Annotated in this window: 19 protein-coding genes; all 19 read left to right on the top strand. The window is 69.9% G+C overall.

What is annotated here, in order from left to right; translation table 11 throughout:
- The first annotated feature begins 19 nt into the window (after positions 1 to 19).
- The 19 genes from folC to SLUN_RS13210 all read left to right on the top strand — a co-directional run bounded on the left by folC (position 20) and on the right by SLUN_RS13210 (position 26,507).
- Complete coding sequence (gene folC / locus SLUN_RS13300; protein WP_108148696.1) at positions 20 to 1,510, top strand: bifunctional tetrahydrofolate synthase/dihydrofolate synthase; 1,491 nt, start codon at positions 20 to 22, stop codon at positions 1,508 to 1,510.
- Between the two features lie 6 nt (positions 1,511 to 1,516).
- On the top strand, positions 1,517 to 1,852 hold the full coding sequence (locus tag SLUN_RS13295) for a DUF4233 domain-containing protein (protein WP_108148695.1): 336 nt from the start codon (positions 1,517 to 1,519) through the stop codon (positions 1,850 to 1,852).
- 126 nt (positions 1,853 to 1,978) lie between these two features.
- Positions 1,979 to 2,392: a nucleoside-diphosphate kinase gene (gene ndk, locus SLUN_RS13290; RefSeq protein ID WP_108148694.1), complete on the top strand. Its 414-nt coding sequence runs from the start codon at positions 1,979 to 1,981 to the stop codon at positions 2,390 to 2,392.
- 255 nt (positions 2,393 to 2,647) lie between these two features.
- The gene (locus SLUN_RS13285) at positions 2,648 to 3,667 is read left to right on the top strand and encodes a rod shape-determining protein (protein ID WP_108154711.1); all 1,020 of its coding nucleotides are present in this window, start codon (positions 2,648 to 2,650) and stop codon (positions 3,665 to 3,667) included.
- Between the two features lie 144 nt (positions 3,668 to 3,811).
- A complete protein-coding gene (mreC, locus tag SLUN_RS13280) occupies positions 3,812 to 4,867 on the top strand; it encodes a rod shape-determining protein MreC (RefSeq protein ID WP_108148693.1) in 1,056 nt (351 codons plus the stop codon).
- A gap of 13 nt (positions 4,868 to 4,880) precedes the next feature.
- Positions 4,881 to 5,552 (top strand): rod shape-determining protein MreD, encoded by a 672-nt coding sequence (gene mreD, locus SLUN_RS13275; RefSeq protein WP_108148692.1) that lies wholly within the window; start codon positions 4,881 to 4,883, stop codon positions 5,550 to 5,552.
- Between the two features lie 13 nt (positions 5,553 to 5,565).
- Positions 5,566 to 7,734 (top strand): penicillin-binding protein 2, encoded by a 2,169-nt coding sequence (gene mrdA, locus SLUN_RS13270; protein ID WP_108148691.1) that lies wholly within the window; start codon positions 5,566 to 5,568, stop codon positions 7,732 to 7,734.
- Between the two features lie 3 nt (positions 7,735 to 7,737).
- Complete coding sequence (rodA, locus tag SLUN_RS13265) at positions 7,738 to 8,940, top strand: rod shape-determining protein RodA (RefSeq protein WP_108148690.1); 1,203 nt, start codon at positions 7,738 to 7,740, stop codon at positions 8,938 to 8,940.
- A gap of 215 nt (positions 8,941 to 9,155) precedes the next feature.
- Complete coding sequence (locus SLUN_RS13260; RefSeq protein ID WP_108148689.1) at positions 9,156 to 10,688, top strand: CYTH and CHAD domain-containing protein; 1,533 nt, start codon at positions 9,156 to 9,158, stop codon at positions 10,686 to 10,688.
- Between the two features lie 51 nt (positions 10,689 to 10,739).
- Positions 10,740 to 12,665, top strand: a complete 1,926-nt coding sequence (locus tag SLUN_RS13255; protein WP_108148688.1) for a TIGR03960 family B12-binding radical SAM protein — start codon at positions 10,740 to 10,742, stop codon at positions 12,663 to 12,665.
- Between the two features lie 86 nt (positions 12,666 to 12,751).
- Positions 12,752 to 13,285: a GNAT family N-acetyltransferase gene (locus SLUN_RS13250; RefSeq protein WP_108148687.1), complete on the top strand. Its 534-nt coding sequence runs from the start codon at positions 12,752 to 12,754 to the stop codon at positions 13,283 to 13,285.
- A 6-nt stretch (positions 13,286 to 13,291) separates the two neighbouring features.
- Positions 13,292 to 14,476: a hypothetical protein gene (locus SLUN_RS13245; protein WP_108148686.1), complete on the top strand. Its 1,185-nt coding sequence runs from the start codon at positions 13,292 to 13,294 to the stop codon at positions 14,474 to 14,476.
- A gap of 126 nt (positions 14,477 to 14,602) precedes the next feature.
- Positions 14,603 to 15,382 carry a TIGR03936 family radical SAM-associated protein gene (locus SLUN_RS13240; RefSeq protein ID WP_108148685.1) on the top strand — a complete coding sequence of 260 codons (780 nt, stop codon included), beginning with the start codon at positions 14,603 to 14,605 and terminating at the stop codon, positions 15,380 to 15,382.
- Positions 15,383 to 15,614: 232 nt separating this feature from the next.
- The gene (locus SLUN_RS13235) at positions 15,615 to 19,559 is read left to right on the top strand and encodes an Rne/Rng family ribonuclease (protein WP_108148684.1); all 3,945 of its coding nucleotides are present in this window, start codon (positions 15,615 to 15,617) and stop codon (positions 19,557 to 19,559) included.
- A 341-nt stretch (positions 19,560 to 19,900) separates the two neighbouring features.
- A complete protein-coding gene (locus SLUN_RS13230; protein WP_108148683.1) occupies positions 19,901 to 21,019 on the top strand; it encodes a DegT/DnrJ/EryC1/StrS family aminotransferase in 1,119 nt (372 codons plus the stop codon).
- Positions 21,016 to 22,038, top strand: coding sequence for a Gfo/Idh/MocA family protein (locus SLUN_RS13225; RefSeq protein ID WP_108148682.1), 1,023 nt, complete (start codon positions 21,016 to 21,018; stop codon positions 22,036 to 22,038). Before SLUN_RS13230 ends, SLUN_RS13225 begins: the two co-directional genes overlap by 4 nt.
- Positions 22,028 to 23,593, top strand: coding sequence for a glycosyltransferase family 4 protein (locus SLUN_RS13220; protein WP_175313080.1), 1,566 nt, complete (start codon positions 22,028 to 22,030; stop codon positions 23,591 to 23,593). Before SLUN_RS13225 ends, SLUN_RS13220 begins: the two co-directional genes overlap by 11 nt.
- On the top strand, positions 23,590 to 25,227 hold the full coding sequence (locus tag SLUN_RS13215) for a glycosyltransferase family 2 protein (RefSeq protein WP_108148681.1): 1,638 nt from the start codon (positions 23,590 to 23,592) through the stop codon (positions 25,225 to 25,227). The genes SLUN_RS13220 and SLUN_RS13215 overlap by 4 nt, the downstream gene beginning before the upstream one ends.
- Entirely contained in the window at positions 25,224 to 26,507 is a 1,284-nt protein-coding gene (locus tag SLUN_RS13210; protein WP_108148680.1) for a nucleotide sugar dehydrogenase, read from the top strand. Before SLUN_RS13215 ends, SLUN_RS13210 begins: the two co-directional genes overlap by 4 nt.
- Positions 26,508 to 26,679: the final 172 nt, after the last annotated feature.

The raw sequence follows: 26,679 nt of genomic DNA, 5'->3' as shown, positions 1-26,679 counted from the left end.
CCTCCGTAGACTGGGACCTGTGAGTGAGCAGCCCGACCCTTTCGACGAGATCGTCGACGCCGAGACAGACCGTGACCCCGACCTGGCGGTGATCGAGGCCGGCAGCCGTACCCTGCGCGCGCAGGCCGGGTCGCTCCAGGGTGACGCCGTGCCCGCCCGGCCCGCAGACCCGGAGGTGGACAAGGCACTGCGCGAGGTCGAGGCGGACCTCGCGACGCGCTGGGGCGAGACCAAGCTCGAGCCCTCGGTCTCCAGGATCGCGGCCCTGATGGACCTGCTGGGCGAGCCCCAGCACGCATACCCCTCGATCCACATCACCGGGACGAACGGCAAGACGTCCACGGCCCGCATGATCGAGTCCCTGCTCGCCGCCTTCGACCTGCGCACGGGGCGCTACACCTCGCCGCACGTCCAGTCGGTCACCGAGCGGATCAGCCTGGACGGCTCCCCGATCGAGGCCGAGCGTTTCGTCGAGACGTACAACGACATCAAGCCGTACATCGAGATGGTCGATGCCCAGCAGGAGTTCCGGCTCTCCTTCTTCGAGGTGCTCACCGGCATGGCGTACGCCGCCTTCGCCGACGCACCCGTGGATGTCGCGGTCGTCGAGGTCGGCATGGGCGGCAGCTGGGACGCGACCAACGTCATCGACGGGTCGGTCGCCGTCATCACGCCCATCGATCTGGACCACACCGACCGGCTGGGCGAGACGCCCGCCGAGATCGCCGTCGAGAAGGCGGGTGTCATCAAGCAGGGCGCCGCGGTCATCCTGGCACAGCAGCCGGTGGACGCCGCGCAGGTCATGCTGAAGAAGGCCGTCGAGGTCGACGCGACGGTCGCCCGCGAGGGCATGGAGTTCGGCGTGGTCGCCCGCGAAGTCGCGGTCGGCGGCCAGCAGGTGACGCTGCGCGGCCTCGGCGGGGAGTACGAGGAGATCTTCCTCCCGCTGTACGGAGCCCACCAGGCGCACAACGCCGCGGTGGCGCTCGCCGCGGTCGAGGCCTTCTTCGGCATCGGCTCGGAGCACGCGCGCACGCTCGACATGGACACCATCCGCAAGGCCTTCGCCTCGGTGGCCTCGCCCGGCCGCCTGGAGGTCGTACGCCGCAGTCCCACGGTCGTGCTGGACGCCGCGCACAACCCGGCGGGCGCCCGCGCCAGCGCCGACGGCATCACCGAGTCCTTCGGCTTCTCCCGGCTGATCGGCGTGGTCGGCGCGAGCGGCGACAAGGACGTCCGCGGGCTGCTCGAGGCCTTCGAGCCGATCTTCGCCGAGGTCGTCGTCACCCAGAACTCCAGCCATCGGTCGATGAACGTCGACGAGTTGGCGGCGGTCGCGGTGGAGGTCTTCGGCGACGACCGGGTGGTCGTCGAGCCGCGGCTGGACGACGCGCTGGAGGCGGCGATCACGCTCGCCGAGGAGGAGTCCGAGTTCGCGGGCGCCGGTGTCCTGGTGACCGGCTCGGTGATCACGGTCGGCGAGGCCCGGCTGCTGCTGGGAAGGGGCTGACAACTGATGCGTACGCTCTGTGCGTCGACCCTGATCGGCGAATTCTTCGTGATCGGCTTCGCCGGTCTGGTCGCCATGAAGTCCGACGACATCTCCATGGCGACGGTCTGGACGGTCTGCGGCGCCGGCATGCTGCTCTCGGTACTGCTCTGCGGGATGATCAGCCGTCCCGGCGGGGTCCAGCTCGGGTGGGCGCTGCAGATCGCGCTGATCGTGAGCGGCTTCGTGGTGCCGACGATGTTCGTCCTGGGCGCGCTCTTCGCGGGCCTGTGGTGGGCGTCGGTCCACTACGGCCGCAAGATCGACGAGGCGAAAGCGCGGTGGGCCGCGGAGGCGGGGTGACCCTGAACCCGGGGCGGAGCCCCGGGAACAGCGCCCGGGAGCCCCGGGAACAGCCCCCGGCAGAGGCGCCCAGGTCCCACCGGTAGCCTCGGACTACCGCACACCCGTTTTGAAGGAGCCCGTACCGTGAGCCAGCGCACGCTCGTCCTGCTCAAGCCCGACGCCGTACGCCGCGGCCTGATCGGCGAGATCATCGGCCGGATCGAGGCCAAGGCCGGCTGGACCATCAGCGCGCTGGAGCTGCGCTCGCTCGACCAGGAGACCCTGGAGCAGCACTACGGCGAGCACAAGGGCAAGCCCTTCTACGAGCCGCTGGTCGAGTTCATGGCCTCCGGTCCGGTCGTCGCCCTCGTCGTCGACGGCGAGCGCGTGATCGAGGGCGTACGCCAGCTGGCGGGTCCCACCGACCCGATCGCGGCCGCGCCCGGCTCCATTCGAGGTGACTTCGGCACGATCGTCCGGGAGAACCTCATTCATGCCTCGGACTCGGAAGAGTCCGCCATTCGGGAACTCAAGATTTTCTTCCCCGGCCTTTCCTGACGCCGCGTCAGCCATACGTACGCATGACCTGGGGCGACCGAAGGAATTTCGGTCGCCCCAAGGCATATGACCGCGCAATGCGGGAACGCATCGCTGCGACACCTCGTCACCTATACAGAGGTGGACTCACCGCGCGGTGTCCGTGCAGGCGGCACTACGATGAAACCTCCACGCCACAGCGCGCCCACCTCGCCATCCTGAAAAGCCATCAACGCTCGATTTGGGAAGGCCAGACGCATCCTCATGGGGAACAACATGTCGTTCATCGGCCGTGACATGGCTGTCGACCTCGGGACCGCCAACACGCTGGTGTACGTCAGGGGCCGGGGGATCGTCCTCAACGAGCCGTCCGTCGTCGCCATCAACACCAACACGGGTGGCATCCTGGCGGTCGGCTCCGAGGCGAAGAAGATGATCGGCCGGACACCGGGCAACATCGTTGCCGTCCGGCCGTTGAAGGACGGCGTCATCGCCGACTTCGAGATCACCGAGCGGATGCTCCGCTACTTCATTCTGAAGATCCACAAGCGCCGGTACCTCGCCCGTCCGCGCGTCGTCGTCTGTGTGCCCTCCGGCATCACGGGCGTTGAGCGCCGCGCGGTCATCGAGGCATCGACGCAGGCGGGCGCCCGACAGGTGCACATCATCGAGGAGCCCATGGCCGCGGCCATCGGCTCCGGACTCCCGGTTCATGAAGCCACCGGCAACATGGTCGTCGACATCGGTGGCGGTACCACCGAGGTCGCCGTCATCTCACTCGGCGGAATCGTCACAGCACAGTCCATCCGCGTCGCCGGCGACGAGCTGGACAACGCGATCATTCAGCACATCAAGAAGGAGTACTCGCTCCTGCTCGGTGAGCGGACCGCCGAGAACATCAAGATCACCATCGGCTCGGCGTTCGACATGGGCAAGGACGAGCACACCGAGATCCGCGGCCGTGACCTCGTCTCCGGTCTGCCGAAGACCGTGGTGATCTCCGACGCCGAGGTCCGCAAGGCGATCGAGGAACCGGTCAACGCGATCGTCGACGCCGTGAAGACCACCCTCGACAAGTGCCCGCCCGAGCTCTCCGGCGATGTCATGGACCGCGGCATCGTCCTCACCGGCGGCGGCGCGCTGCTGCGCGGCCTCGACGAACGGCTGCGCCGCGAGACCGGAATGCCGATCCATATCGCCGAGGATCCGCTGGACTCGGTGGCCCTCGGAGCCGGCAAGTGCGTCGAGGAGTTCGAGGCGCTCCAGCAGGTACTGGACGCCCAGCCCCGCCGCTAGCGAAACTCAAGGATCGGCGAGATCCTCCCCCTACGCCCCGGCGGGCGTGGGGGGACCCCCTGTATGGGTCCGCTGCCAACCCGTACGGCGGATCGTTGATATACAGAGATCAACATTCCTACGAGGAAGGCACGGCCGCCGCACGTGAGGGACACACGAGAGAGCCGGCTGCTCCTGGTGCTGCTGATCGCCATCGCGTTCGCATTGATCACGGTGGATATCCGCGGCGGCGAGGGGTCACCGGTCGACGGCGCCCGGCAGGCCGCCGCCACGGTCTTCGGACCCGTCGAAAAGGGCGTCGCGACAGCGGTCGACCCGATCGGCAACGCCATAGGGGCCGTTCGCGACTCCGGCGAACGTCACGACCGCATCAGCACACTGGAGCGTGAGAACGCCGCTCTCAAGCAGAGGCTCGGCAGCGACGACCGCAACCGCAGCCGGGTGCGCGAGCTCGACACCATGCTCAAGACGGCCGGCGCCGGCCAGTACGGCATCAAGGGTGCCGAGGTCATCGCCATAGGAGCGGCCCAGGGCTTCTCCTGGACGGTGACCATCGACATCGGCGCGCGCGACGGCATCAAGCGCGACATGACCGTCCTCAACGGCGACGGACTCGTCGGCCGGGTCACCACCGTCGGCCCGGACACCGCGACCGTACTGCTCGCCAACGACCCGGACTTCACCGTCGGCACCCGGATGGAGAAGACCAACGAACTGGGCTTCGCCACCGGCCAGGGCGACCAGCCGCTCCTGGTGCAGCTGCTCAACGGCAAGGCCAAGGTCAAGAAGGGCGACCGCCTGGTCACCTTCGGCTCGCAGGCCGACAAGCCGTTCGTGCCCGGTGTCCCGGTCGGCGAGGTCGTCAAGGTCGACCCTTCCGGCGGCGACCTCACCCGGAACATCTACGTCCGTCCGTACGTCGGCTTCACCAAGCTCGACATCGTCGGCGTCGTCGTCGAGGCGCCCCGCTCCAATCCGCGCGACACGGTCCTGCCGCCCAAGCCCGCAGCGCCCAAGCCCACCCCGACGGTCACCGTGACGGTCACGCCCTCGCCGAACGACGGCCTGGACGAGGCTCAGAACGAGAACCAGGCCCAGGGGCAGGCCAACAGCACCGGGCAGCCACTGGATCCGGGCACCGCCACCGGCCAGGCCCAGGATCCGGGCACCGCCGACGGCCAGACCGACGACGAGCAATAGGAGCTGATCCGTCATGCGTTTCAACCGGATGCTGCTCTCCACGACCCTCGTCGTGGTCGCCCTCGTCATCCAGGTCTCCGTCCTCGCCCGCCTCCAGCTCCCCGGCGCCGTCCCCGACCTCCTGCTGCTCGTCGTCCTCGGACTCGCCTTCGTGTACGGGCACATGGCCGGCGCCTTCATCGGCTTCGGCGCCGGCCTGCTCGCCGACCTCGCCCCGCCCGCCGACCACGCCGCCGGCCGTTACGCACTCGTGCTCTGCATCATCGGCTACCTCGCCGGCCTGGTCCGCCCCGAGAACGGCCAGCTCAGGTCAGCCACCGGACCGATGGTCGTGGTCGTCGCGGCCGCCATCGGCTCGACACTGCTGTACGCGGGCGTGGGCGCCCTCGTAGGCGACACCGCCGCCCGCCATGTGGGCCTCGGCAGCCTGCTGTTCACCGCAGCCGTATACGACCTGCTGCTCGCGCCCTTCACCGTGCCGTTCATCATGGCGCTGGCCAGACGCGCCGATAACGATCCGCTCGCCGAAACCAAGAGGGGCGGCGGTGGCGGCGACGTCGCCTCGGGCTGGCTCACCTCCGGCACCGGACTGCGCATCGGCAACCAGCGCGGCGGCCTGCGGGCGAAGGCGGCCCGGAGGCAGGCGGTACGCGCCGGACGTATCAAGGGAGTCAAGCGACTGTGACCGAGGGGGCAGCGTGAGCAACATTCCGGAGACGGGGCGGACCCCCCGGGTCCAGATCCGGCTCGTCGTCATTCAGGTACTCGTCTTCTCCCTCCTCCTCACCCTCGGCGGACGCCTCTGGTATCTCCAGATCCGCAATGGTGACGAGTACACCGACGAGGCGAAGAACAACCACGTCCAGCAGGTGGTCCAGCCGGCCGTCCGCGGCGCGATCCTCGACGCCCGCGGCGTTCCGCTCGCCGACAACGAGACCCGGCTCGTGGTCTCCGCGTCCCGCACCGAGCTGATGAAGATGAAGGACGACGGCAAGGGCGTCCTCACCCGGCTCGCCGGTGTCCTCGGCATGAAGCCGAAGGACGTCACGGACAAGGTCAGGCTCTGCGACGCCAAGACCCCGCAGCCCTGCTGGAACGGCTCCCCGTACCAGCCGATCCCGGTCACCGACGAGGCCACCACCCAGCAGGCTCTGCAGATCCGTGAGCGCGCCGAGGACTTCCCCGGCATCACTGCCGAGCCCACCGCCGTACGCCGCTACACGGCGCCCGGCAAGACCAACACCGCGCAGGTCCTCGGCTATCTCTCGCCCGTCACCGACGAGGAGATCACCAAGGCCAAGGACAGCGACTCGCCCTTCCTCCGCTCCGACCAGATCGGCCGCTCGGGCATCGAGCGCACCTACGACAAGGAGCTGCGCGGCAAGGCCGGCGTCACCCGCTACGAGGTCGACAACCTCGGCCGCGTCATCGGCCAGGCTGCGAAGGACGAGGCCCAGCCCGGCGCCAACCTCGTCACCTCGATCGACGCGCGCGTGCAGGCGGTCGCCGAGTACGAGCTCAACGGGGCGATGAAGGCCGCCCGCCTGGAGTTCGACAAGAACACGGACGAGAACTACAAGGCGGACGCCGGCGCCGTCGTGGTGATGGAGAACAAGACCGGCCGGATCATCTCGATGGCATCCCAGCCGACGTACGACCCCAACTCCTGGGTCGGCGGCATCTCCGGCAAGGACTACGCCAAGCTCACCGGCAAGGACTCCAACTACCCGCTGCTGAACCGTGCGATCCAGGGCCAGGCGGCACCCGGCTCGATCTTCAAGGTCATCTCCTCGACGGCCGCGGTCAACGCCGGGTACCCCTTCGACGGCGACTACCCGTGCCCCAGCTCGTACTCCGTCGGCGGCCAGGTCTTCAAGAACTTCGAGTCCAAGGGCTACGGCAGTATCGGCCTCGGCCGGGCCCTGGAGGTCTCCTGCGACACCGTCTTCTACGGCCTCGCCCACCAGGAGTGGCAGAAGGACGGCGGCACCAAGCCCAAGAAGAAGACCAACGACTGGTTCTACAAGACCGCCCACCAGTTCGGTCTCGGCAAGGAGACCGGCATCGACCTCCCCAACGAGGTCAGGGGCCGCGTCCCGGACCGCCAGTGGAAGCAGAGCTTCTGGGAGGCCAACAAGGACGGCTGGTGCAGGCAGGGCAAGAAGAACGGCGACTACGTCGAGAAGATCGCGTACGAGAACTGCCTCGAAGGCAACCGGATGCGCGCCGGTGACTCCGTCAACTACTCGATCGGACAGGGCGACATCCTGGTCACGCCGATCCAGATGGCCACGATCTACGCCGCCATCGCCAACGGCGGCACGCTCTACAACCCCACCATCGGCAAGGCCGTGGTCGGCGCGGACGGCAAGACGGTCCAGGAGATCAAGCCCGCCTCGCACGGCAAACTGCCGTTCACGGGCGAGACCCGCGACCAGATAGACGAAGCCCTCGCGGGAGTCACGACCCGTGGTTCCGCCGCCTGGCGATTCGGCGGCTGGCCGCAGGACAAGATCCCGATGCACGCCAAGACGGGTACGGCGGAGGTCTACGGCAAGCAGACGACCTCCTGGTTCGTCTCGTACACCGAGGACTACACGATCATCATGACGATCGCCCAGGGTGGTACGGGATCCGGTGCGTCGGGCCCCGCCGTCCGCAACATCTACGAGGCGATGTACGGCCTCGACGAGGAGGGCGGCCAGGACCTGAAGAAGGCCCTGCTGCCCAAGCCGCAGACGGCACTGCCGAAGATCGAGGCGGACGGCTCCATCGACGCCCCGAAGATCGAGCCGTACGAGCCGGAGGAGAAGGAATCCCCGGACGAGACGGCGCAGCTCGCGGGCCCGCCCGCGCGGAGGGACTGAGACATGGCCGGCACCAATGGCTTCTCCGTCCCCGGGTACGGGCCCAAGCCGGGCGGACTGTGGTCCCTGCTGAGCGCCCGCGACTCCGTGATGCGCCGGCTCGACTGGCCGATACTGCTGTCCGCGCTCGCGCTGTCCTTCGTGGGCTCCCTGCTGGTGTGGTCGGCGACCCGTAACCGCACCGAGCTCAACCAGGGCGACCCGTACTACTTCCTGTTCCGGCACGCCCTCAACACCGGTATCGGCCTGGCGCTGATGGTCGGCACGATCTGGCTCGGGCACCGCACCCTGCGCGGCGCGGTCCCGGTCCTGTACGGGCTCTCCGTCCTGCTGGTCCTGCTGGTCCTCACCCCGCTCGGGGCGACCATCAACGGCGCGCACGCGTGGATCGTGATCGGCGGCGGCTTCTCCCTCCAGCCCTCGGAGTTCGTGAAGATCACGATCATTCTGGGGATGGCGATGATGCTGGCGGCCCGCGTGGACGCCGGTGACCAGCTGCACCCCGACCACCGGACGGTCGCCAAGTCGCTGGGCCTCGCGGTCCTGCCGATGGCGATCGTGATGCTGATGCCGGACCTCGGCTCGGTGATGGTGATGGCGGTGATCGTGCTCGGGGTGCTGCTCGCCTCGGGCGCCTCCAACCGCTGGATCCTCGGGCTGATCGGCGCGGGAGTCATGGGCGGTGTCCTGGTCACGATGCTCGGAGTGCTCGACGAGTACCAGATCAACCGCTTCGCGGCGTTCGCCAACCCGGAGCTCGACCCGGCCGGTGTCGGCTACAACACCAACCAGGCGCGGATCGCGATCGGCTCGGGCGGACTGACCGGCACGGGCCTGTTCAAGGGCTCCCAGACCACCGGCCAGTTCGTGCCCGAACAGCAGACGGACTTCGTCTTCACGGTGGCGGGCGAGGAGCTCGGCTTCCTGGGGGCGGGACTGATCCTGCTGCTGATCGGCGTCGTGCTGTGGCGTGCCTGCCGTATCGCACGCGGGACGACCGAGCTGTACGGCACGATCGTCGCGGCCGGGATCATCGCCTGGTTCGCCTTCCAGGCCTTCGAGAACATCGGGATGACGCTCGGCATCATGCCGGTGGCGGGGCTGCCGCTGCCGTTCGTGTCGTACGGAGGCTCGTCGATGTTCGCGGTCTGGGTCGCGGTCGGGCTGCTCCAGTCGATCAAGGTTCAGCGACCGATAACGGCTTAGGCCCTGTCCGGGCGATCTTCGAGGATCAGCCCGCGGCGTCAGATGCGGTGCATCGCAAGGCGGAGGATCGCTCTCGTACTGGACGTACTTGGGCGACTCCGACAACGCAGCGAGGTGCCGTAGCTGGCGTCGAGGGCCCGACAAGATCGCCCGGACAGGGCCTAAATGAACAGCTGGGGCTCCCGCGGAGACGTTTGGGCAACTAGATTCGGTTCATGGCGGATACGAAGCGCGAGATCGAGCGGAAATATGAAGCCACTCCCGAGACCAGGCTGCCGGACCTGACCAAGGTGTCAGGGGTGTCGGCCGTCGTCGACAAGGGCGTCGCCGAGCTCGACGCTGTCTACTACGACACGGCCGACCTGCGGCTTGCCGCCGCCTCGATCACCCTGCGCCACAGAACGGGCGGCGCCGACGCGGGCTGGCACCTCAAGCTCCCCGTCGCACCGGGCGTACGGGACGAGATCAGCGCACCGCTGTCCGAGCCGATCCCGCGGACCCTGGCGGCGCTGGTCCGGGCGCGCACACGGGACGCCGAACTCGTCCCCGTGGTACGGCTGCTGTCCTCCAGGGACGTGCGCCACCTGGTGGACGCGGACGGCGCGCTGCTGGCCGAGCTCAGCAGGGACGCCGTACGCGCGGAGCGTCTCACGGACGGCGGCCGCACCGCCCAGTGGGACGAGATCGAGGTCGAGCTCGCTGACGACGCGGACCCGGCCTTCCTCGACGCGGTCGAGAAGAAGCTCCGCAAGGCGGGCGTGCTCCCGGCCGAGTCCCCGTCCAAGCTGGCCAGGGCCCTGGCGGAGACCGCCCCCAAGGGCGAGCGCGCCCGGAAGGCCGTGGCCCCGCCCGAGCACGCCCCCCGGACCGCCGGCGAGCACATCCTCGCCTACCTGCGGGAACAGGCCGACGCCCTCATCTCGTACGACCCCGCCGTGCGCCGCGATCTGCCCGACTCCGTCCATCAGATGCGGGTCGCCACCAGGAGGATGCGCAGCGCGTTCAAGACATACGGAAAGGTCGTCGACCGGAGCGTCACCGACCCCATCGGCGAGGAGCTCAAGTGGCTCGCGGCCGAGCTGGGCGTCGCCCGGGACCAGGAGGTGCTCACCGAGCGGCTCAAGTCGAGGATCGACGCACTGCCCAGGACCCTGCTGCTCGGCCCGGTACGCGGGCGGCTGCGCCTGTGGAGCGTCGCCCATGGCTCGGGCGCACGCCGCAAGGCCGTCGCCGTGCTCGACAGCAAGCGCTACCTCGCGCTCCTGGAGTCGCTGGACGCACTGCTCGCCGACCCGCCGCTGCTGAAGGCGGCGTCCGGCGAGCCCTCCAGGGTGATCCCCAGGGCGGTTCTCAAGGACTACGACCGGCTGGCCGCCCGGACCGGCCACGCGCTGGAGCTCCCGCCCGGCGAGGCGCGGGACCTGGCCATGCACGACGCCCGCAAGGCCGCGAAGCGCGCCAGGTACGCGGGCGAGGCGGCGACACCGCCGCTCGGCAAGGCGGCCAGGAACTTCGCCAGGCGGATGAAGGCCGTCCAGACGGTCCTCGGCGACCATCAGGACAGCGTCGTCGCCCGCGAGGCGCTGCGGAATCTCGCGATCCAGGCCCATGCGGCAGGGGAGTCGGCCTTCTCCTGGGGACTGCTCTACGGCCACGAGGAGGCGCAGGCCGCCGAGCGCGAGGCGGAGCTGCCCGGCGTGTGGGCCAAGGCGTCCGTCCCGAAACTTCGGGCGGATCTGACCGGCTGAGCACCGGGGTACGCTGGATGGTCACCTTGCCCGCTCACGAGAGACACCACGATGCCTGTCGAGTCGGTCTTCCCACGCCTGGAAGCGCTTCTCCCGCACGTCCAGAAGCCGATCCAGTACGTCGGCGGAGAGCTCAACTCCACCGTCAAGGACTGGGACGCCTGCGATGTCCGCTGGGCGCTCATGTACCCCGACGCGTACGAGGTCGGACTGCCCAACCAGGGCGTCATGATCCTCTACGAGGTACTCAACGAGCGTGAGGGGGTGCTGGCCGAGCGCACGTACAGCGTCTGGCCGGACCTCGAAGCGCTGATGCGCGAGCACAAGGTCCCGCAGTTCACCGTGGACGCGCACCGCCCCGTGAAGGCCTTCGACGTCTTCGGGCTGAGCTTCTCCACCGAGCTCGGCTACACCAATATGCTCACCGCCCTCGACCTCGCGGGCATCCCGCTCGAGTCCAGGGACCGGACAGTCGACGACCCGATCGTGCTGGCGGGCGGGCACGCCGCCTTCAACCCCGAGCCGGTCGCGGACTTCATCGACTGCGCGGTCATCGGCGACGGCGAGCAGGCGGTCCTGGAGATCACCGAGATCGTCCGCGCCTGGAAGGCCGAGGGCCGTCCCGGCGGCCGCGACGAGGTGCTGTTCCGGCTCTCGAGGACCGGCAGCGTCTACGTCCCGCGCTTCTACGACGTCGAGTACCTGCCCGACGGCCGCATCGCCCGGGTCGTCCCGAACAAGTCGGGTGTCCCGTGGCGGGTGTCCAAGCACACCGTCATGGACCTCGACGAGTGGCCGTACCCCAAGCAGCCCCTCGTGCCGCTCGCCGAGACCGTCCATGAGCGGATGTCCGTCGAGATCTTCCGCGGCTGCACCCGCGGCTGCCGTTTCTGCCAGGCCGGCATGATCACGCGCCCGGTGCGGGAGCGGAGCATCACCGGCATCGGCGACATGGTCGAGAAGGGCCTCAAGGCGACCGGCTTCGAAGAGGTCGGACTGCTCTCGCTCTCCTCCGCCGACCACAGCGAGATCGGCGAGATCGCCAAGGGCCTCGCCGACCGGTACACCGAGGACAAGATCGGCCTGTCCCTGCCGTCGACCCGTGTCGACGCGTTCAACGTGGACCTCGCCAACGAGCTGACCAGGAACGGCCGTCGGTCGGGTCTCACCTTCGCCCCCGAGGGCGGCTCGGAGCGCATGCGCAAGGTCATCAACAAGATGGTCTCCGAGGAGGACCTGATCCGTACGGTCTCGACGGCGTACGGCAACGGCTGGCGTCAGGTGAAGCTGTACTTCATGTGCGGCTTGCCCACCGAGACCGACGAGGACGTGCTGCAGATCGGCGACATGGCGGTCAAGGTCATCGCCGAGGGCCGCAAGATCTCCGGCCAGAACGACATCCGCTGCACCGTGTCGATCGGCGGCTTCGTGCCCAAGCCGCACACGCCGTTCCAGTGGGCCCCGCAGCTGAGCGCCGAGGAGACGGACGCGCGGCTGCAGAAGCTGCGCGACAAGATCCGCGGCGACAAGAAGTACGGCCGCTCGATCGGCTTCCGCTACCACGACGGCAAGCCCGGCATCGTCGAGGGCCTGCTCTCGCGCGGCGACCGCCGCATCGGCTCGGTCATCCGCGCCGTCTACGAGGCCGGCGGCCGCTTCGACGGCTGGCGCGAGCACTTCAGTTACGACCTCTGGATGGCCAGCGCCGAGAAGACGCTGCCCGCGTTCGGGGTGGACGTCGACTGGTACACCACCCGTGAGCGCACGTACGAGGAGGTCCTGCCCTGGGACCACCTGGACTCCGGTCTCGACAAGGACTGGCTCTGGGAGGACTGGCAGGACTCGCTCGACGAGACCGAGGTCGAGGACTGCCGCTGGACGCCGTGCTTCGACTGCGGTGTCTGCCCCGCCATGGACACTTCCATTCAAATCGGGCCCACCGGCAAGAAGCTCTTGCCTCTCACCGTGGTCAAGTAGCGCCGGTACGAAGGCTCGTGGCGACGGCCCGGCCGCGTGGGGGAACCCCGTGGCCGGGCCGTCGCGCCACCCGGCACAATGGGGCGATGCCCCAGCTCATCGCCCCCGACGTCCGCTTTCACGCCTCATTCCTCGGCGCGATGAAGGAGTTCCTCGACGAGGGCTCCGACCCGAACGCGGTGCTCGCCCACGAGGTCGAGGAGTTCGGCGGCAGCTGGCAGGAGCCGGACGTCTTCGCCGCGTATGTGGCACGGCAGCACGCCGAGTCGCTGGAGGACGGCCCGCGCCCCGAGGGCTGGGTCCCGAACACCAACCTCTGGTACGTGGACGGCGATACGTATCTCGGGCGGCTCGCCATACGCCACCGTCTCACCCCGTTCCTCCTCGAGCTCGGCGGGCACGTCGGCTATGCCGTGCGACCGAGCGCCCGGCGGCGCGGGCACGCCGGCGCGATGCTGCGCGACTCCCTTCCGTACGCGCGCCGGCTCGGCATCGATTCCGTCCTCGTCACGTGCGACATCGACAACCACGCCTCGCGCAGGGTGATCGAGGCGAACGGCGGGGTACTGGAGGACGAGCGCGGGCTAAGACGCAGGTACTGGATCCGGACGGGCCTGTGACGCGTCATGTCTGACATGGAGTTCGAGAAGTCGCCTCAGCCTTACGGGAATCATCAGGCGCCCGCGCAGTACGAGCCCGGCGAGGGCTGCCTGACCACGCTCATCCGTATCCCGGTGCGGATCGTGGTGCTGCTCGTCGTCCTTCCCGTACGGATGGTCTGGGACCTCCTTGTCGTCTGCGGCCGTGCGGTCGAGCGCGTGTTGCTGAGGCCGCTGGGCCGGGCGCTGGCCTGGGTCTTCGAGAACGTGATCACTCCGCTCGCTCTCGCGACGGCGTGGCTGGCCGTCTTCCTCGGCAAGGCGCTGTTCGTGTGGCCGTGGGTCGCGCTGTGGACATATGTCGTGGTGCCGGTGGTGACGTACGGGCTTGTGGTGCCGCTGGTGTGGATCTATCGGCAGCTGCTGACGCCGCTCGGCCACGGGCTGGCCCGGCTGGTCGAGAACCTGCTGCTCGCGCCGCTCGGCTGGATCTACCGCCGACTGCTCACCCCGCTCGGGCTCGGTACGACCTGGCTTGCCGTCTTCCTCGGCAAGGCGCTGTTCGTGTGGCCGTGGGTCGCGCTGTGGACGTATGTCGTGGTGCCGGTGGTGACGTACGGGCTCGTGGTGCCGCTGGTGTGGATCTATCGGCAGCTGCTGACGCCGCTCGGCCACGGCATCGCGTGGCTCGTGAGCACGGTGTGCCGCGGACTGTGGGCGGCGGTCGTCTGGCTCGTCGTGACGCTGCTCGTCACGCCCGTCGTCTGGGTGCACCGCCACATCCTCGCCCCGGTCGGCCGGGAGATCGCCGCGGCGATCGGCGTCGCCTGGCGCATCGCCGGATACATCTCGCGGGCCGTAGGCCGGGCAGTCAAGTGGCTCGCCTGGAACCTGATCGGGCGGCCGGTGCGCTGGACCTACCAGAACATCTGCACCCCCGTGGGGCACGTGGTGCGGGACGCCATCTGGCGTCCCGCGAAGAAGGCCGCTGTCGAGACGGGCCGGGCCGCCGGTGCCGCGCTCCGGGCGGCCGGCGAGGTCGTACGGCAGGCCAGGCGGGACGCCTGGCGGGCGCTGGTCGGCGGGCCCCCGGCGCCGAAGGGCGTGGAACCGGGTGTGCGGCGGGCGCGTAGGCTGGGTGATACGCAACAAACACAGACTGTTCCCGGCGCGGCGGCCGAGCCCGAGATCTCCCTGCACAAGCAGGTGTGAGCCGGGCGGGCCCCCAGGGAACACCCCCGCACGTCCGAGGGCGGCGCGCCACCCGCGTCCGCCCCGCACCGAGGAGAAGAACCACTGGGCAAGCGACAGCCCGAAGGCCCGCCGCCCGCACCCGCGGTGCAGCGCATCCGACTGCGCTACACCAAGCGCGGCCGCCTCCGGTTCACCAGCCACCGTGACTTCCAGCGCGCCTTCGAGCGGGCGCTGCGACGTGCCGGGGTGCCCATGGCGTACTCGGCGGGCTTCACCCCGCACCCCAAGGTGTCGTACGCCAATGCCGCACCCACCGGCACGGGCAGCGAGGCCGAGTATCTGGAGATCGCCCTCACCGAGCACCGCGACCCCGACAAGCTGCGCGAGCTGCTCGACGAGTCGCTGCCGGCCGGGCTCGACATCACGGACGCCGTCGAGGCCCGCACCTCGGGTCTCGCCGACCGGCTCACCGCCTCCGTGTGGGAGCTGCGGCTGGACGGTGTCGCGTTCGATGACGCCGAGAAGGCCGTGTCCGCTTTCCTCGCCGCCGAGACCGTAGAGGTCGAGCGGAAGGCGAAGAACGGCATTCGGCACTTCGACGCACGGGGCGCCGTGGTGGAGCTGCGGGTCCTTCCTCCACAGGCTGATAGGCCGGTGGCCAGTGCCTGTGCGATACTGCGCCTGGTGGTACGGCACCTGACACCTGCTGTACGACCCGACGACGTCCTGTCCGGTCTCCGAGCTGTGGCCGACCTGGCGCCGCCGGTCCCCGCAGCGGTGACCAGGCTGGCGCAGGGGCTCTTCGACGAGGAGTCCGGCACGGTGACCGACCCGCTCGCGCCCGACCGCGAGGCAATTCCGGCCGCTACACCCACGGCCGCCGGAATCGCCGCCGCGAGGGCCTCGGAAGGTCCCGCCGCGTAAGGACAGTCGTTGTAGCGCAGCCCTGGTACTCGGGAGCCACCTGGGTCGGGCCGCGCACCGAACAGAAGACTTTCGCCAGGCCGTGCGTACATCGCGTACGGAACCGGCGAGCCATACATCAGCTCCCGTGCGGCGCCCGCGCCCCGGACGGCGGCACCGTGCACATCACGCGGGCCGCGGCCGGACCGGAATCAGGCGCGGCGCCCGGGAGCGTGACGGGAGAACCACCCGCATGCTCGAGCCGAAGGATTCCGGCACCGCCGGAGAGACCGAGAACAACTCGCCCAGCGACACGCTGCCCCCGCGCCGCAGGCGCAGGGCCGCGTCGCGTCCCGCAGGGCCGCCGAGCGCGGCCGCGGGTACGGCCGGCGTCCCCGCTGACGTCACCGAAACCACCGAAGCAGCCGAGCCCCTCGCGCCGGCCGCCGTGGCCGTGGAGAGCACGGAGTCCGCCGAGCCGGAGGCCGAGGCCGTCGCGCCGCGTGCCCGTCGCCGTGCGACCCGTAAGGCGACCGCGCCCTCTGGTGCGCCGCAGTCGGCGGATGCCGACGAGATCGCTGTTGCCGATGAGGCCGCTGCCGAGCCGGAGGCCGAGGCCGCCGCGCCGCGTGCCCGTCGCCGTGCCACCCGTAAGGCGACCGCGCCCTCTGGTGCGCCGCAGTCGGCGGATGCCGACGAGACCGTTGTTGCCGATGAGGTTGCCGCTGAGCCGGAGGCCGAGGCCGCCGCGCCGCGTGCCCGTCGCCGTGCCACCCGCAAGGTGGCCGCCCCCGAGCCGGTCGAGTCCACCGAGGCTCCCGCCGCCGAGGACGAGACCCCGGCCGAGGCCCCCGCACCGCGTGGTCGTGCCCGCCGCAGGGCGTCCGCGCCCGCCGGTGCGCCGCAGGCAGCCGAGGCCGAGAGCACGCAGAGCGTGGAGGCCGCCGAGCCGGAGACCGAGGCCGCCGCGCCGCGTTCCCGCCGTCGCGCCACCCGCAAGGTCACCGCGCCCGCCGCCGCGCCCCAGGCCGTCGAGGCCGACGAGGCCGTCGCCGAGACGGGCGAGCGCCTGCCCACCGGCGCCGTCGCGCAGATCACCGCCGACGAGGCCGAGGTCGCGGCCGCCGAGAGGGCGGCGACCCGGGGCCGTACGCGCCGCCGCGCCGTCTCGCCCGAGTTCACCGCTCAGCCGGAGAAGGCCGCGAGGGCCGACAAGGGCGAGCAGGCCGAGAAGAGCGAGGCGCCCGCGCGCGGCCGCCGTGCCGCACGGCCCGCCGTGGCCGTCTTCCAGGCGCCCGTCTTCGCCGAGCCGATGTTCCAGACCCCGGAGACGGCCGCTGCGGCTGCCGCCGCTGCGGTGGAGGAGCCGGAGGAGGACGAGGAGCTCGTCGAGCCCGTCGCCGAGACCCCCGCCGCCCCCGAGCCCGCCGGGCGTCGCCGTCGCCGCCGCCGTGGTGAGCCGGCAGAGCCCGTCGAGGCTCCCGCTCCGGTGGCCCAGGAGGCCGAGCCCGAGGCGGAGACCGAGCCCGAGGCGGAGCAGCCCGCCGAGGGCGAGGAGTCGGACGAGTTCGAGGACCGTCCGTCGCGCCGCCGCCGCCGTGGTGGCCGCCGCCGTCGCCGTGGCGAGCCTGCCGACGCCGACGAGACCTCGGAGGAGCAGGCCGACGAGGCCGCCGCCGAGGACACGCAGGACACGCAGGACGAGGAGGACGAGGAGGACGAGCACGAGACCCCCTCGGCCGCCGGCACCAGCAGCAGCCGTCGCCGGCGCCGCCGTCGCCGTCGCAGCGGTGAGTCCGGGCCCGAGGAGGAGCCGGGTGCGAGCGACCCGGAGCGCACGGTCGTCAAGGTCCGCGAGCCCCGCCCGGCCCGCGAGAAGCCCGAGCCGTCCGACGAGGTGCAGTCCATCAAGGGCTCGACCCGTCTGGAGGCGAAGAAGCAGCGCCGCCGCGAGGGCCGCGAGCAGGGCCGCCGCCGCGTGCCGATCATCACGGAGGCCGAGTTCCTGGCCCGCCGTGAGGCCGTCGAGCGTGTGATGGTCGTCCGGCAGAACGGCGAGCGCACCCAGATCGGTGTCCTCGAGGACAACGTGCTCGTCGAGCACTACGTCAACAAGGAGCAGGCGACTTCGTACGTCGGCAATGTCTACCTGGGCAAGGTGCAGAACGTACTGCCGTCCATGGAGGCCGCCTTTGTGGACATCGGCAAGGGGCGCAACGCCGTCCTGTACGCCGGTGAGGTCAACTTCGAGGCGCTGGGCATGGCCAACGGCCCGCGCCGTATCGAGGTCGCGCTCAAGTCCGGCCAGTCGGTCCTCGTCCAGGTGACCAAGGACCCGATCGGCCACAAGGGCGCCCGCCTCACCAGCCAGGTCTCGCTTCCCGGCCGCTACCTCGTCTACGTGCCCGAGGGCTCGATGACCGGTATCAGCCGCAAGCTGCCCGACACCGAGCGCGCACGGCTGAAGACCATCCTCAAGAAGATCGTCCCCGAGGACGCGGGCGTCATCGTCCGTACCGCCGCGGAGGGCGCCAGCGAGGACGAGCTGCGCCGCGATGTCGAGCGGCTGCAGGGGCAGTGGGAGGACATCCAGAAGAAGGCCAAGAGCGGCGGCAGCTCGAACGCGCCCGCGCTGCTCTACGGGGAGCCGGACATGACCGTCCGGGTCGTCCGCGACATCTTCAACGAGGACTTCTCGAAGGTCATCGTCAGCGGTGACGAGGCGTGGGAGACCATCCACGGATACGTCGGTCACGTCGCCCCCGACCTGACAGACCGGCTGAACAGGTGGACCTCCGAGGTCGACGTCTTCGCCACCTACCGGATCGACGAGCAGCTGATGAAGGCGCTGGACCGCAAGGTCTGGCTGCCGAGCGGCGGCTCGCTGGTGATCGACAAGACCGAGGCCATGGTCGTGGTCGACGTCAACACCGGGAAGTTCACCGGCCAGGGCGGCAACCTCGAGGAGACCGTCACCAGGAACAACCTGGAGGCGGCCGAGGAGATTGTGCGTCAGCTGCGGCTGCGCGACCTCGGCGGCATCGTCGTCGTCGACTTCATCGACATGGTGCTCGAGTCCAACCGCGATCTGGTCATGCGGCGGCTGCTCGAGTGCCTCGGCCGGGACCGTACGAAGCACCAGGTGGCCGAGGTCACCTCGCTCGGCCTGGTCCAGATGACCCGTAAGCGGGTGGGCCAGGGTCTGCTGGAGTCCTTCTCCGAGACCTGTGTCCACTGCAACGGCCGTGGCGTGATCGTGCACATGGAGCAGCCGACCACCGCCGGTGGCGGTGGCGGCGGCAAGCGCGCCAAGAAGCGCGGCCGCGGCGGTGCGGCCGGTACGGACCACGTCCACGAGCACGAGCAGGCGGAGGACCTGGCGGAGGCCGAGACCGAGGCGGAGGTCGCCGCCGAGGTGGCCGCCCCGGTTGCGTTGGCCGAGCCCGAGTTCGTCCCCGACGAGGAGCTGTACAGCAGCGCCGCCGAGGCGGAGGCGGCCGCTACCCGCGGTCGTGGCCGCCGGCGGGCGACCCGTAAGGCGACGGCCCCGGCCGGTGCGCCGAAGGCCGCAGAGGTCAGGGCCGAGGAGCCCAGGGCCGAGGAGCCGAAGGCCGAGGCCCCGGCCCCGGCCGCCGAGCCGGAGACGCCCGCGGAGGAGGCGGCCCCGACGGGCCGTGGCCGCCGTCGGGCCACCCGCAAGGCGACGGCTCCGGCCGGCTCCCCCGCGTCCTCGACGCCGGCGGTCGCCGAGATCACGGTGCCGGAGACCGCCGCCGGGCCCGAGGCCGCCAAGGCCGAGGCGCCCGTCGCGGCCCCCGCCGCCGAGGAGGCGCCCGTCGCGGCGCCGCCGCGTGCGCGCCGCCGGGTGACCCGTAAGGTCACCGCTCCGGCCGGTTCGCCCTCAGGCGCGGAGGAGGCCGCGGTCGTCGTGGTCGCCGCCTCGACCGAGTCCGAGCCGAAGGCCGATTCCGAGGTCGCATCCGAGCCGCAGCCGGAAGAGACCGAGGGTGCTGCTCCGGCCAAGAAGGCGGCCCGCAAGACCGCCAAGAAGGCCACCGCGAAGAAGGCCGCGGCCAAGAAGACGACGGCCAAGAAGGCCGTGGCGAAGAAGACGACGGCCAAGAAGGCTTCCGCGAAGAAGACCGCGGCCGCCGATCAGCAGACTCCGCCCTCGGTGTCGGCGTCAACCGACGGCTGAACGACTGAACAGTCGATGAGCCTTCAGTGAACGGACCGTGTCCCACCCCGCAGTGCTCGGGGTGGGACGCGGTTTTTGTCTCCCAATCGATGCGGAGCTCCGTTAACAGCCCCGAAATTCCCTAGGAAATCCCTGATAATGTGACGGCGGTCGCTGCCGGTTGTGGTCCCGTTCCGGAGACTACGGTGGGTGACCGGCCCGGTTCGGGACAAGACCGGTCCCAGAATCCTCGGTAGGGCGTCGGCTTCGCGCCGGAGGGGTTTGCGCGGCCTTCGTGAGACGTCCGCACGGCCCCTGATCCTCTGCCATAAAGAGCTCAGCGGTGTTCAAGGAGGACGTCCATGACGAGCAGCAACCAGCAGCCCATTCCCGCTGCCCGCCCGGTCATTGGTGAGGAAGAGATCGAGGCCGCAGTACGTGTACTGCGCTCCGGCAGGGTCGTACAGGGCCCCGAGGTAGCCGCGTTCGAGGAGGGCTTCTCGGAGCTCGTCGAGGGGCGCCACTGCGTGGCCGTCAACTCGGGTACCTCCGCGCTGCACCTCCTTCTGCTGGCCCTTGGCATCGGTCCGGGTGACGAGGTGATCGTTCCCTCGTTCTCGTTCGCGGCTTCGGCGAACGCGGTCCGCCTGGTCGGCGCCGACGTCGTCTTCGCCGACATCGAGCCCGGCAGCTACGGCCTTGACCCGGCGGCGGTCGAGGCCGCCATCACCCCGCGCACCGCCGCGATCATGCCGGTGCACCTGTACGGCCACCCGGCCGCGATGGACAAGATCATGCCCATCGCCGCCAAGCACAAGCTGGCCGTGGTCGAGGACGCCTGCCAGGCGCACGCTGCCGCGCTGAACGGCACCCCGGTCGGCGCCTTCGGTGCCGGCGGTACGTTCAGCTTCTACCCGACCAAGAACATGCACTCCCTCGAGGGCGGCATGATCTCCACGGGCGACGCCGAGACGGCCCGCACCCTGCGCCTGCTGCGCAACCAGGGCATGGAGCAGCGGTACGCCAACGAGATCGTCGGCGCCAACATGCGGATGACCGATGTCGCCGCCGCCGTCGGCCGCGTACAGCTCTCGAAGCTGGGCGGCTGGACCGAGCAGCGCATCGCCAACGCCGGCTACCTCACCGAGCACATCACCGCGCCGAACGTGCAGACCCCGACGGTCGCCGAGGGCGCGCGCCACATTTACCACCAGTACACGATCCGGATCACCGGGGACCGCGACGCCGCGATGGCGAAGCTCACCGAGGCGGGTATCGGCAACGCCGTGTACTACCCGACCCCGATCCACCGTCTGAAGCCGTACTGGGAGCCGGACCAGAAGGCCGGCCGCAACTGGGACCTGCCCGAGACCGAGCGTGCGGCCGCCGAGGTCGTCTCGCTTCCGGTGCACCCTTCGCTCGCCGCGGAGGACCTCGAGCGCATCGTCGCCGCCGTGAACGACCTTGGAGAGAACCTGTGACCACTCGGGGACTGCGGGCCGGCCTGGTCGGCCTCGGCTCGATGGGCCGCCACCACGCCCGCGTACTCGCCGGCCTGGAGGGCGTCGAGCTCGTCGCCGTCGTCGACCCGATGGGCGACAAGAACGGCTGGGCGCAGGGCGCCCCCGTGCTGTCGACCGTCGACGAGCTGATCTCGCTCGGCATCGACTACGCCGTCGTGGCCTGCCCGACCGCCCTGCACGAGGAAGTCGGCCTGAAGCTGGCCGAGGCCGGTGTCAGCGCGCTGGTCGAGAAGCCGGTCGCGGACACCGTGGACGGCGCCCGCCGCCTCGTCGAGGCCTTCGAGTCGCGCGGTCTGGTGGCCGGCGTCGGCCACATCGAGCGCTACAACCCGGCGCTGCGCTCCCTGCGTCAGCGTCTGGAGGCCGGCGAGCTCGGCGACGTGTACCAGGTCGTCACCCGCCGCCAGGGCCCCTTCCCGCACCGCATCGCCGATGTCGGCGTGGTCAAGGACCTCGCCACCCACGACATCGACCTCACCGGCTGGGTCACCGGCCAGACGTACACCTCGATCTCGGCCCGTACGGTCTCCAAGTCGGGCCGTCCGCACGAGGACATGGTCTCCGCGGTCGGTCAGCTCTCCGACGGCACCATGGTCAACCACCTGGTCAACTGGCTGAGCCCGCTCAAGGAGCGGTTCACCTCGGTCACCGGTGAGAAGGGCTGCTTCATCGCGGACACCCTCACCGCCGACCTGACCTTCTACTCCAACGCCGCCCAGACGACCGAGTGGGAGGCTCTGCAGGCCTTCCGCGGAGTCGCCGAGGGCGACATGATCCGCTACGCCATCCCGAAGCGTGAGCCGCTGCTGGTCGAGCACGAGCTCTTCCGGGACGCGGTCCTCGGCAAGTCCCAGGACATCTGCACGCTCCGCCAGGGCCTCCGTACGGTCGAAGTGGCGGCAGCCGTGCTGGAATCCGCCCACAGCGGCACCACCGTGCAGCTCAAGACCGGGGACGATACGGCAGATGGCGTCTGACAGCACTGAGGCGACGGCCCGTCCCGGCAGCCGCGGCCGCATCGTCATGCTCGTCGACAACAGCGTGCACGGTGACTCGCGGGTCCAGAAGCAGGCAGCCTCCGCCGCGGCGGTCGGCTGGGACGTGATCCTGCTGGGCAAGTACTCCGGCAAGGGCGAGGACAACTGGAAGCTCGGCGACGCCGAGGTCCGGCTGATCAATATGCGGGCGAAGCTGTCCGTCAAGCCCAGGGATTTGCGCAACGCTCCGCTGCGCCGCCCGCTGGCCTACTCCTCCGAGCGCGTGGCGGACTTCCGCGTGCAGCTGGTGAAGGCCTGGCGTGCGGACCTCCGGGTCCGCGGCGACGAGCTGAAGGTGGCCGACGGCCGCTCCAAGCTCGGCACCCAGGCAGCGAAGACGTGGCTGGCGGTTCCGAAGCTGGCGTCCAAGGCGACCTCCCGCTGGGTTTCGCTGCGCAGGCGTGAGACCAAGCGGCTCGGCAGGATCAGACGCACCCGCTCCGCGCCGCTCGACAAGCTCACCACCGAGTTCTGGCTGAAGACGATGGGCAACCGTGCCTGGCGTCGGCTCGACCCGGGTGTGTGGGACTTCGAGCTGTCGTACGGTCCGGTCATCGACGAGCTCAAGCCGGACATCATCCACGCAAACGATTTCCGGATGCTCGGCGTAGGCTCCCGGGCCGCTCTCAGGGCCAGGGGCGCCGGCCGACCGGTCAAGCTGGTGTGGGACGCGCATGAGTTCCTGCCGGGCGTACGCTCCTGGGCGAACAAGCGCAAGCTGCCCGCGATGGTCGCGTACGAGCGTGAGCACGCCAAGTACGCGGACGCCGTGATGACCGTCTCGGGCGGTCTCGCCGATCTGCTGCAGAAATCCCACAAACTCGCCGAGCGCCCGGCCGTGGTCCTCAACGCCCCCGACGCGGCGGCGACCCACAGGGAGACAGACGAGCAGGTACCGGACATCCGCGAGCTGTGCGGCATCGACAGCGATGATGTACCGCTGCTGGTCTACAGCGGTCTGGCGGCGGCGCAGCGGGGTCTCGGCATCATGGTCGAGGGGCTGCCCGAGATCCCGAAGGCCCATGTGGTCTTCGTCTGCGGCGATCCCGAAGCTCCGTATGTACAGGGGCTGCTCCGGCGGGCAGAGGAACTCGGCGTGCAGGAGCGGGTCCATGCCGTGCCGTACGTACCGCACTGGCAGGTCGTGCCGTTCCTGTCCGGCGCCAACGTGGGGGTCATTCCGATCCACCACTGGCCGAACCACGAGATCGCGCTGATCACGAAGTTCTTCGAGTACTCGCACGCACGGCTGCCACTCGTCGTCAGCGATGTGAAGACGATGGCCGAGGTCGCCTCGGAGACCGGTCAGGGCGAGGTCTTCAAGGCCGAGAACGTCGCGGACTATGTGCGCGCCGTCAAGGCCGTGCTGGCCGACCCGCAGAAGTACAGCGCTGTATACGACACCGAGGGCCTGCTCGAGGAGTGGACCTGGGAAGCCCAGGCCAAGGTCCTCGATGAGGTCTACACGCGACTGCTTCAAGGGGGCGGGAGATGACAAGAACCCCTGACGTCAGTGTCGTGGTGGCGGTCTACAACACGATGCCGTATCTCACCGAGTGCCTGACGTCGCTGGTCGAGCAGAGCATCGGCCTCGACCGGCTGGAGGTCGTCGCGGTCGACGACGGCTCGACCGACGACAGCGGTGCCGAACTGGACCGCTTCGCCAAGAAGTACCCGGACACCATCAAGGTGCTCCACCAGGCGAACTCCGGTGGCCCGGCCGCACCCAGCAACAGGGCGCTGGAGGTGGCCACCGGACGTTACGTCTACTTCATCGGCGCCGACGACCACCTCGGCAAAGAAGCGTTGGCGCGGATGGTGGCCTGTGCCGACGAGCACGAGTCCGACGTGGTGATCGGCAAGATGGCCGGCACCAACGGCCGCTATGTCCATCAAGCGCTCTTCAAGAAGAGCGACCCGGACATCAGCATGTTCGACTCGGCGCTGCCGTACACGCTCGCCAACACCAAGCTGTTCCGCCGTGAGCTGGTGGAGAAGCACAAGCTGCGGTTCCCCGAGGACCTGCCGGTCGGCAGCGACATGCCGTTCACCATCGAGGCGTGCGTCAAGGCCCGCAAGATCTCGGTGCTCGCGGACTACACGTACTACTACGCGGTCAAGCGCGTGGACGCGAGCAACATCACCTACAAGTCCAGCCATCTGTCACGGCTGCGCTGCACGGCGGAGATCCTGCACCACGCGGCGGGCTTGGTCGAGGCGGGTCCCAAGCGGGACACGCTCTTCGAGCGCCACTTCAACTGGGAGATCTTCAAGCTCGTCAAGGACGACTTCCCCGCGCTGGACGCGCAGACCAGGCAGGAGGTGTGCGCCGGGATCGCCGAGCTGGCCGACGAGTACCTCACGGACCCGCTGCGCGACGCGCTGCCGGTCATGAAGCGGGTCAGGATCGTGCTGGCGCAGCGTGGCGCGGTGGACGAACTGGCCGCGGCGATCGAGTCCGAGGAGGAGAACGGCCCGCCGTCGTTCCACCTGGAGGACGACCGGGCCTACGCCCGCTACCCGGGCTTCAGGGACCCCCTGCTGAACATCCCCGACCGGGTCTTCGAGGTGACCGGCGAGTCCGCGGCCGCCCAACTCGCGTCGGGCACCGAGCTGGTCTCGGCCGAGTGGGAGCAGGACGGCGACAATCTGTCGCTGGCCATCGCGGTACGCCTCGGGCTCACCGGCGACACCGAGTCCGCCGCCGTCCGCCTCGTCCAGGGCGCGATGCCGAAGAGCGCGGACAAGGCCGGCGGCCGCAGGCTGCCCGCCGGCCATGAACTCCCTGCCCCGGTGGGGAAGTTCACCCAGGAAGTCACGGCTGACGGAGCCGGCACGGTCATCCGTGCACGGATTCCCGTCCAGCCCCACCAGGCCACGCTCGGCGTGCGCGTCTACCTGGACGTCGCAGGCTGGACGTATGAGATCCCGGTGCGTGGCAAGGACCTGCCGATGCCGCTGGCCCGGCGTTGGCGCAGCGGCACCCCGTACCGAGTGGCGGCGCGCGTGAATGCCAAGGGCCGGATGGTCGTCCAGACCGGCCTGCTGTTCCCGCCCGCGAACGCGAATAGATGGTGGTCGCGTGTGCGACCCCTGCTGGTCCGTGTGAAGAGGAAAGTAACCCGATGAATATCTGTGTAGTAGCGCTCGGCAAGATCGGGCTTCCGCTCGCCGTGCAGTTCGCGGCCAAGGGCCACAAGGTCATCGGCGCCGACGTCAACGAGAAGGTCGTCGAGCTCGTCAACGCCGGCACCGAGCCGTTTCCCGGCGAGTTCGACCTCGACCGGCTGCTGAAGGAGACCGTCGGCGCCGGGCTGCTCAGCGCCACCACCGACACCGCGGCCGCCGTCGCCCAGTCCGACGCCGTCGTGGTCGTCGTCCCGCTCTTCGTGGACGCCGAGGGCACGCCGGACTTCGGCTGGATGGACTCCGCGACCAATGCGATCGCCAAGGGCCTCAAGCCCGGCACCCTCGTCTCGTACGAGACCACCCTGCCGGTCGGCACCACCCGCACCCGCTGGGCGCCGATGCTGGAGGAGGGCTCGGGCCTGACCGCCGGCACCGACTTCCACCTGGTCTTCTCGCCGGAGCGGGTGCTCACCGGCCGCGTCTTCGCCGACCTGCGCCGCTACCCCAAGCTCGTCGGCGGCGTCGACGAGGCCTCGGCGAAGCACGGTGTCGAGTTCTACGAGCAGGTGCTCGACTTCGACGAGCGCGAGGACCTCGCGCAGCCGAACGGAGTCTGGGACCTGGGCACCGCCGAGGCCTCCGAGCTGGCGAAGCTCGCCGAGACCACCTACCGCGACGTCAACATCGGTCTGGCGAACCAGTTCGCCCGGTTCGCCGACAAGAACGACATCGACGTCAAGAAGGTCATCGAGGCCTGCAACTCCCAGCCGTACAGCCACATCCACCAGCCCGGTATCGCGGTCGGCGGCCACTGCATCCCGATCTACCCGCGGATGTACCTGTGGAACGACCCGGAGGCCACCGTCGTCCGCTCGGCGCGCGAGGCGAACGCCGCCATGCCGGAGTACGCCGTCGACCTGCTGGCCGCCGCCTACGGCGACCTGGACGGCGTGGGCGTGCTGGTGCTCGGTGCCGCCTACCGCGGCGGCGTGAAGGAGACGGCCTTCTCCGGCGTCTTCCCGACCGTCGAGGCGCTCAAGGCGCGCGGGGCCGTCCCGTTCGTCTCGGACCCGATGTACACCTCCGAGGAGCTGGCCGCGCACGGCCTCACCCCGCACGAGGGCCAGGTCGTCACGGCCGCGATCCTGCAGGCCGACCACGCCGAGTACCGCGAGCTGGCCGCCTCCGACCTGCCGGACGTCCGCGTCCTGGTCGACGGCCGCCGCACCACGGACCCGGCCCGCTGGGAAGGCGTCCGCCGGGTCGTCATCGGCGGCTGACTTCGTTGCACGTCCGTACGCGTGGTGCCCTTGGCGGCAGGGGCCGAGGGCACCACCTGTTGGGAGGCGAGTAGTCCAATCATGCTAGCGTTTGAGGGTGTCTCTCTCCCTTCCTCCAAAGCGTTCTCGCAAACATCTGATCTATCTCGCGATCGGGTTTCCGCCCGCTGCG

The sequence above is a fragment of the Streptomyces lunaelactis genome (assembly GCF_003054555.1).
GTDB lineage: Bacteria > Actinomycetota > Actinomycetes > Streptomycetales > Streptomycetaceae > Streptomyces > Streptomyces lunaelactis.
The sequence above is the reverse complement of the archived record's forward strand: the minus strand, read 5'-3'. Positions and strand labels throughout refer to the sequence as shown.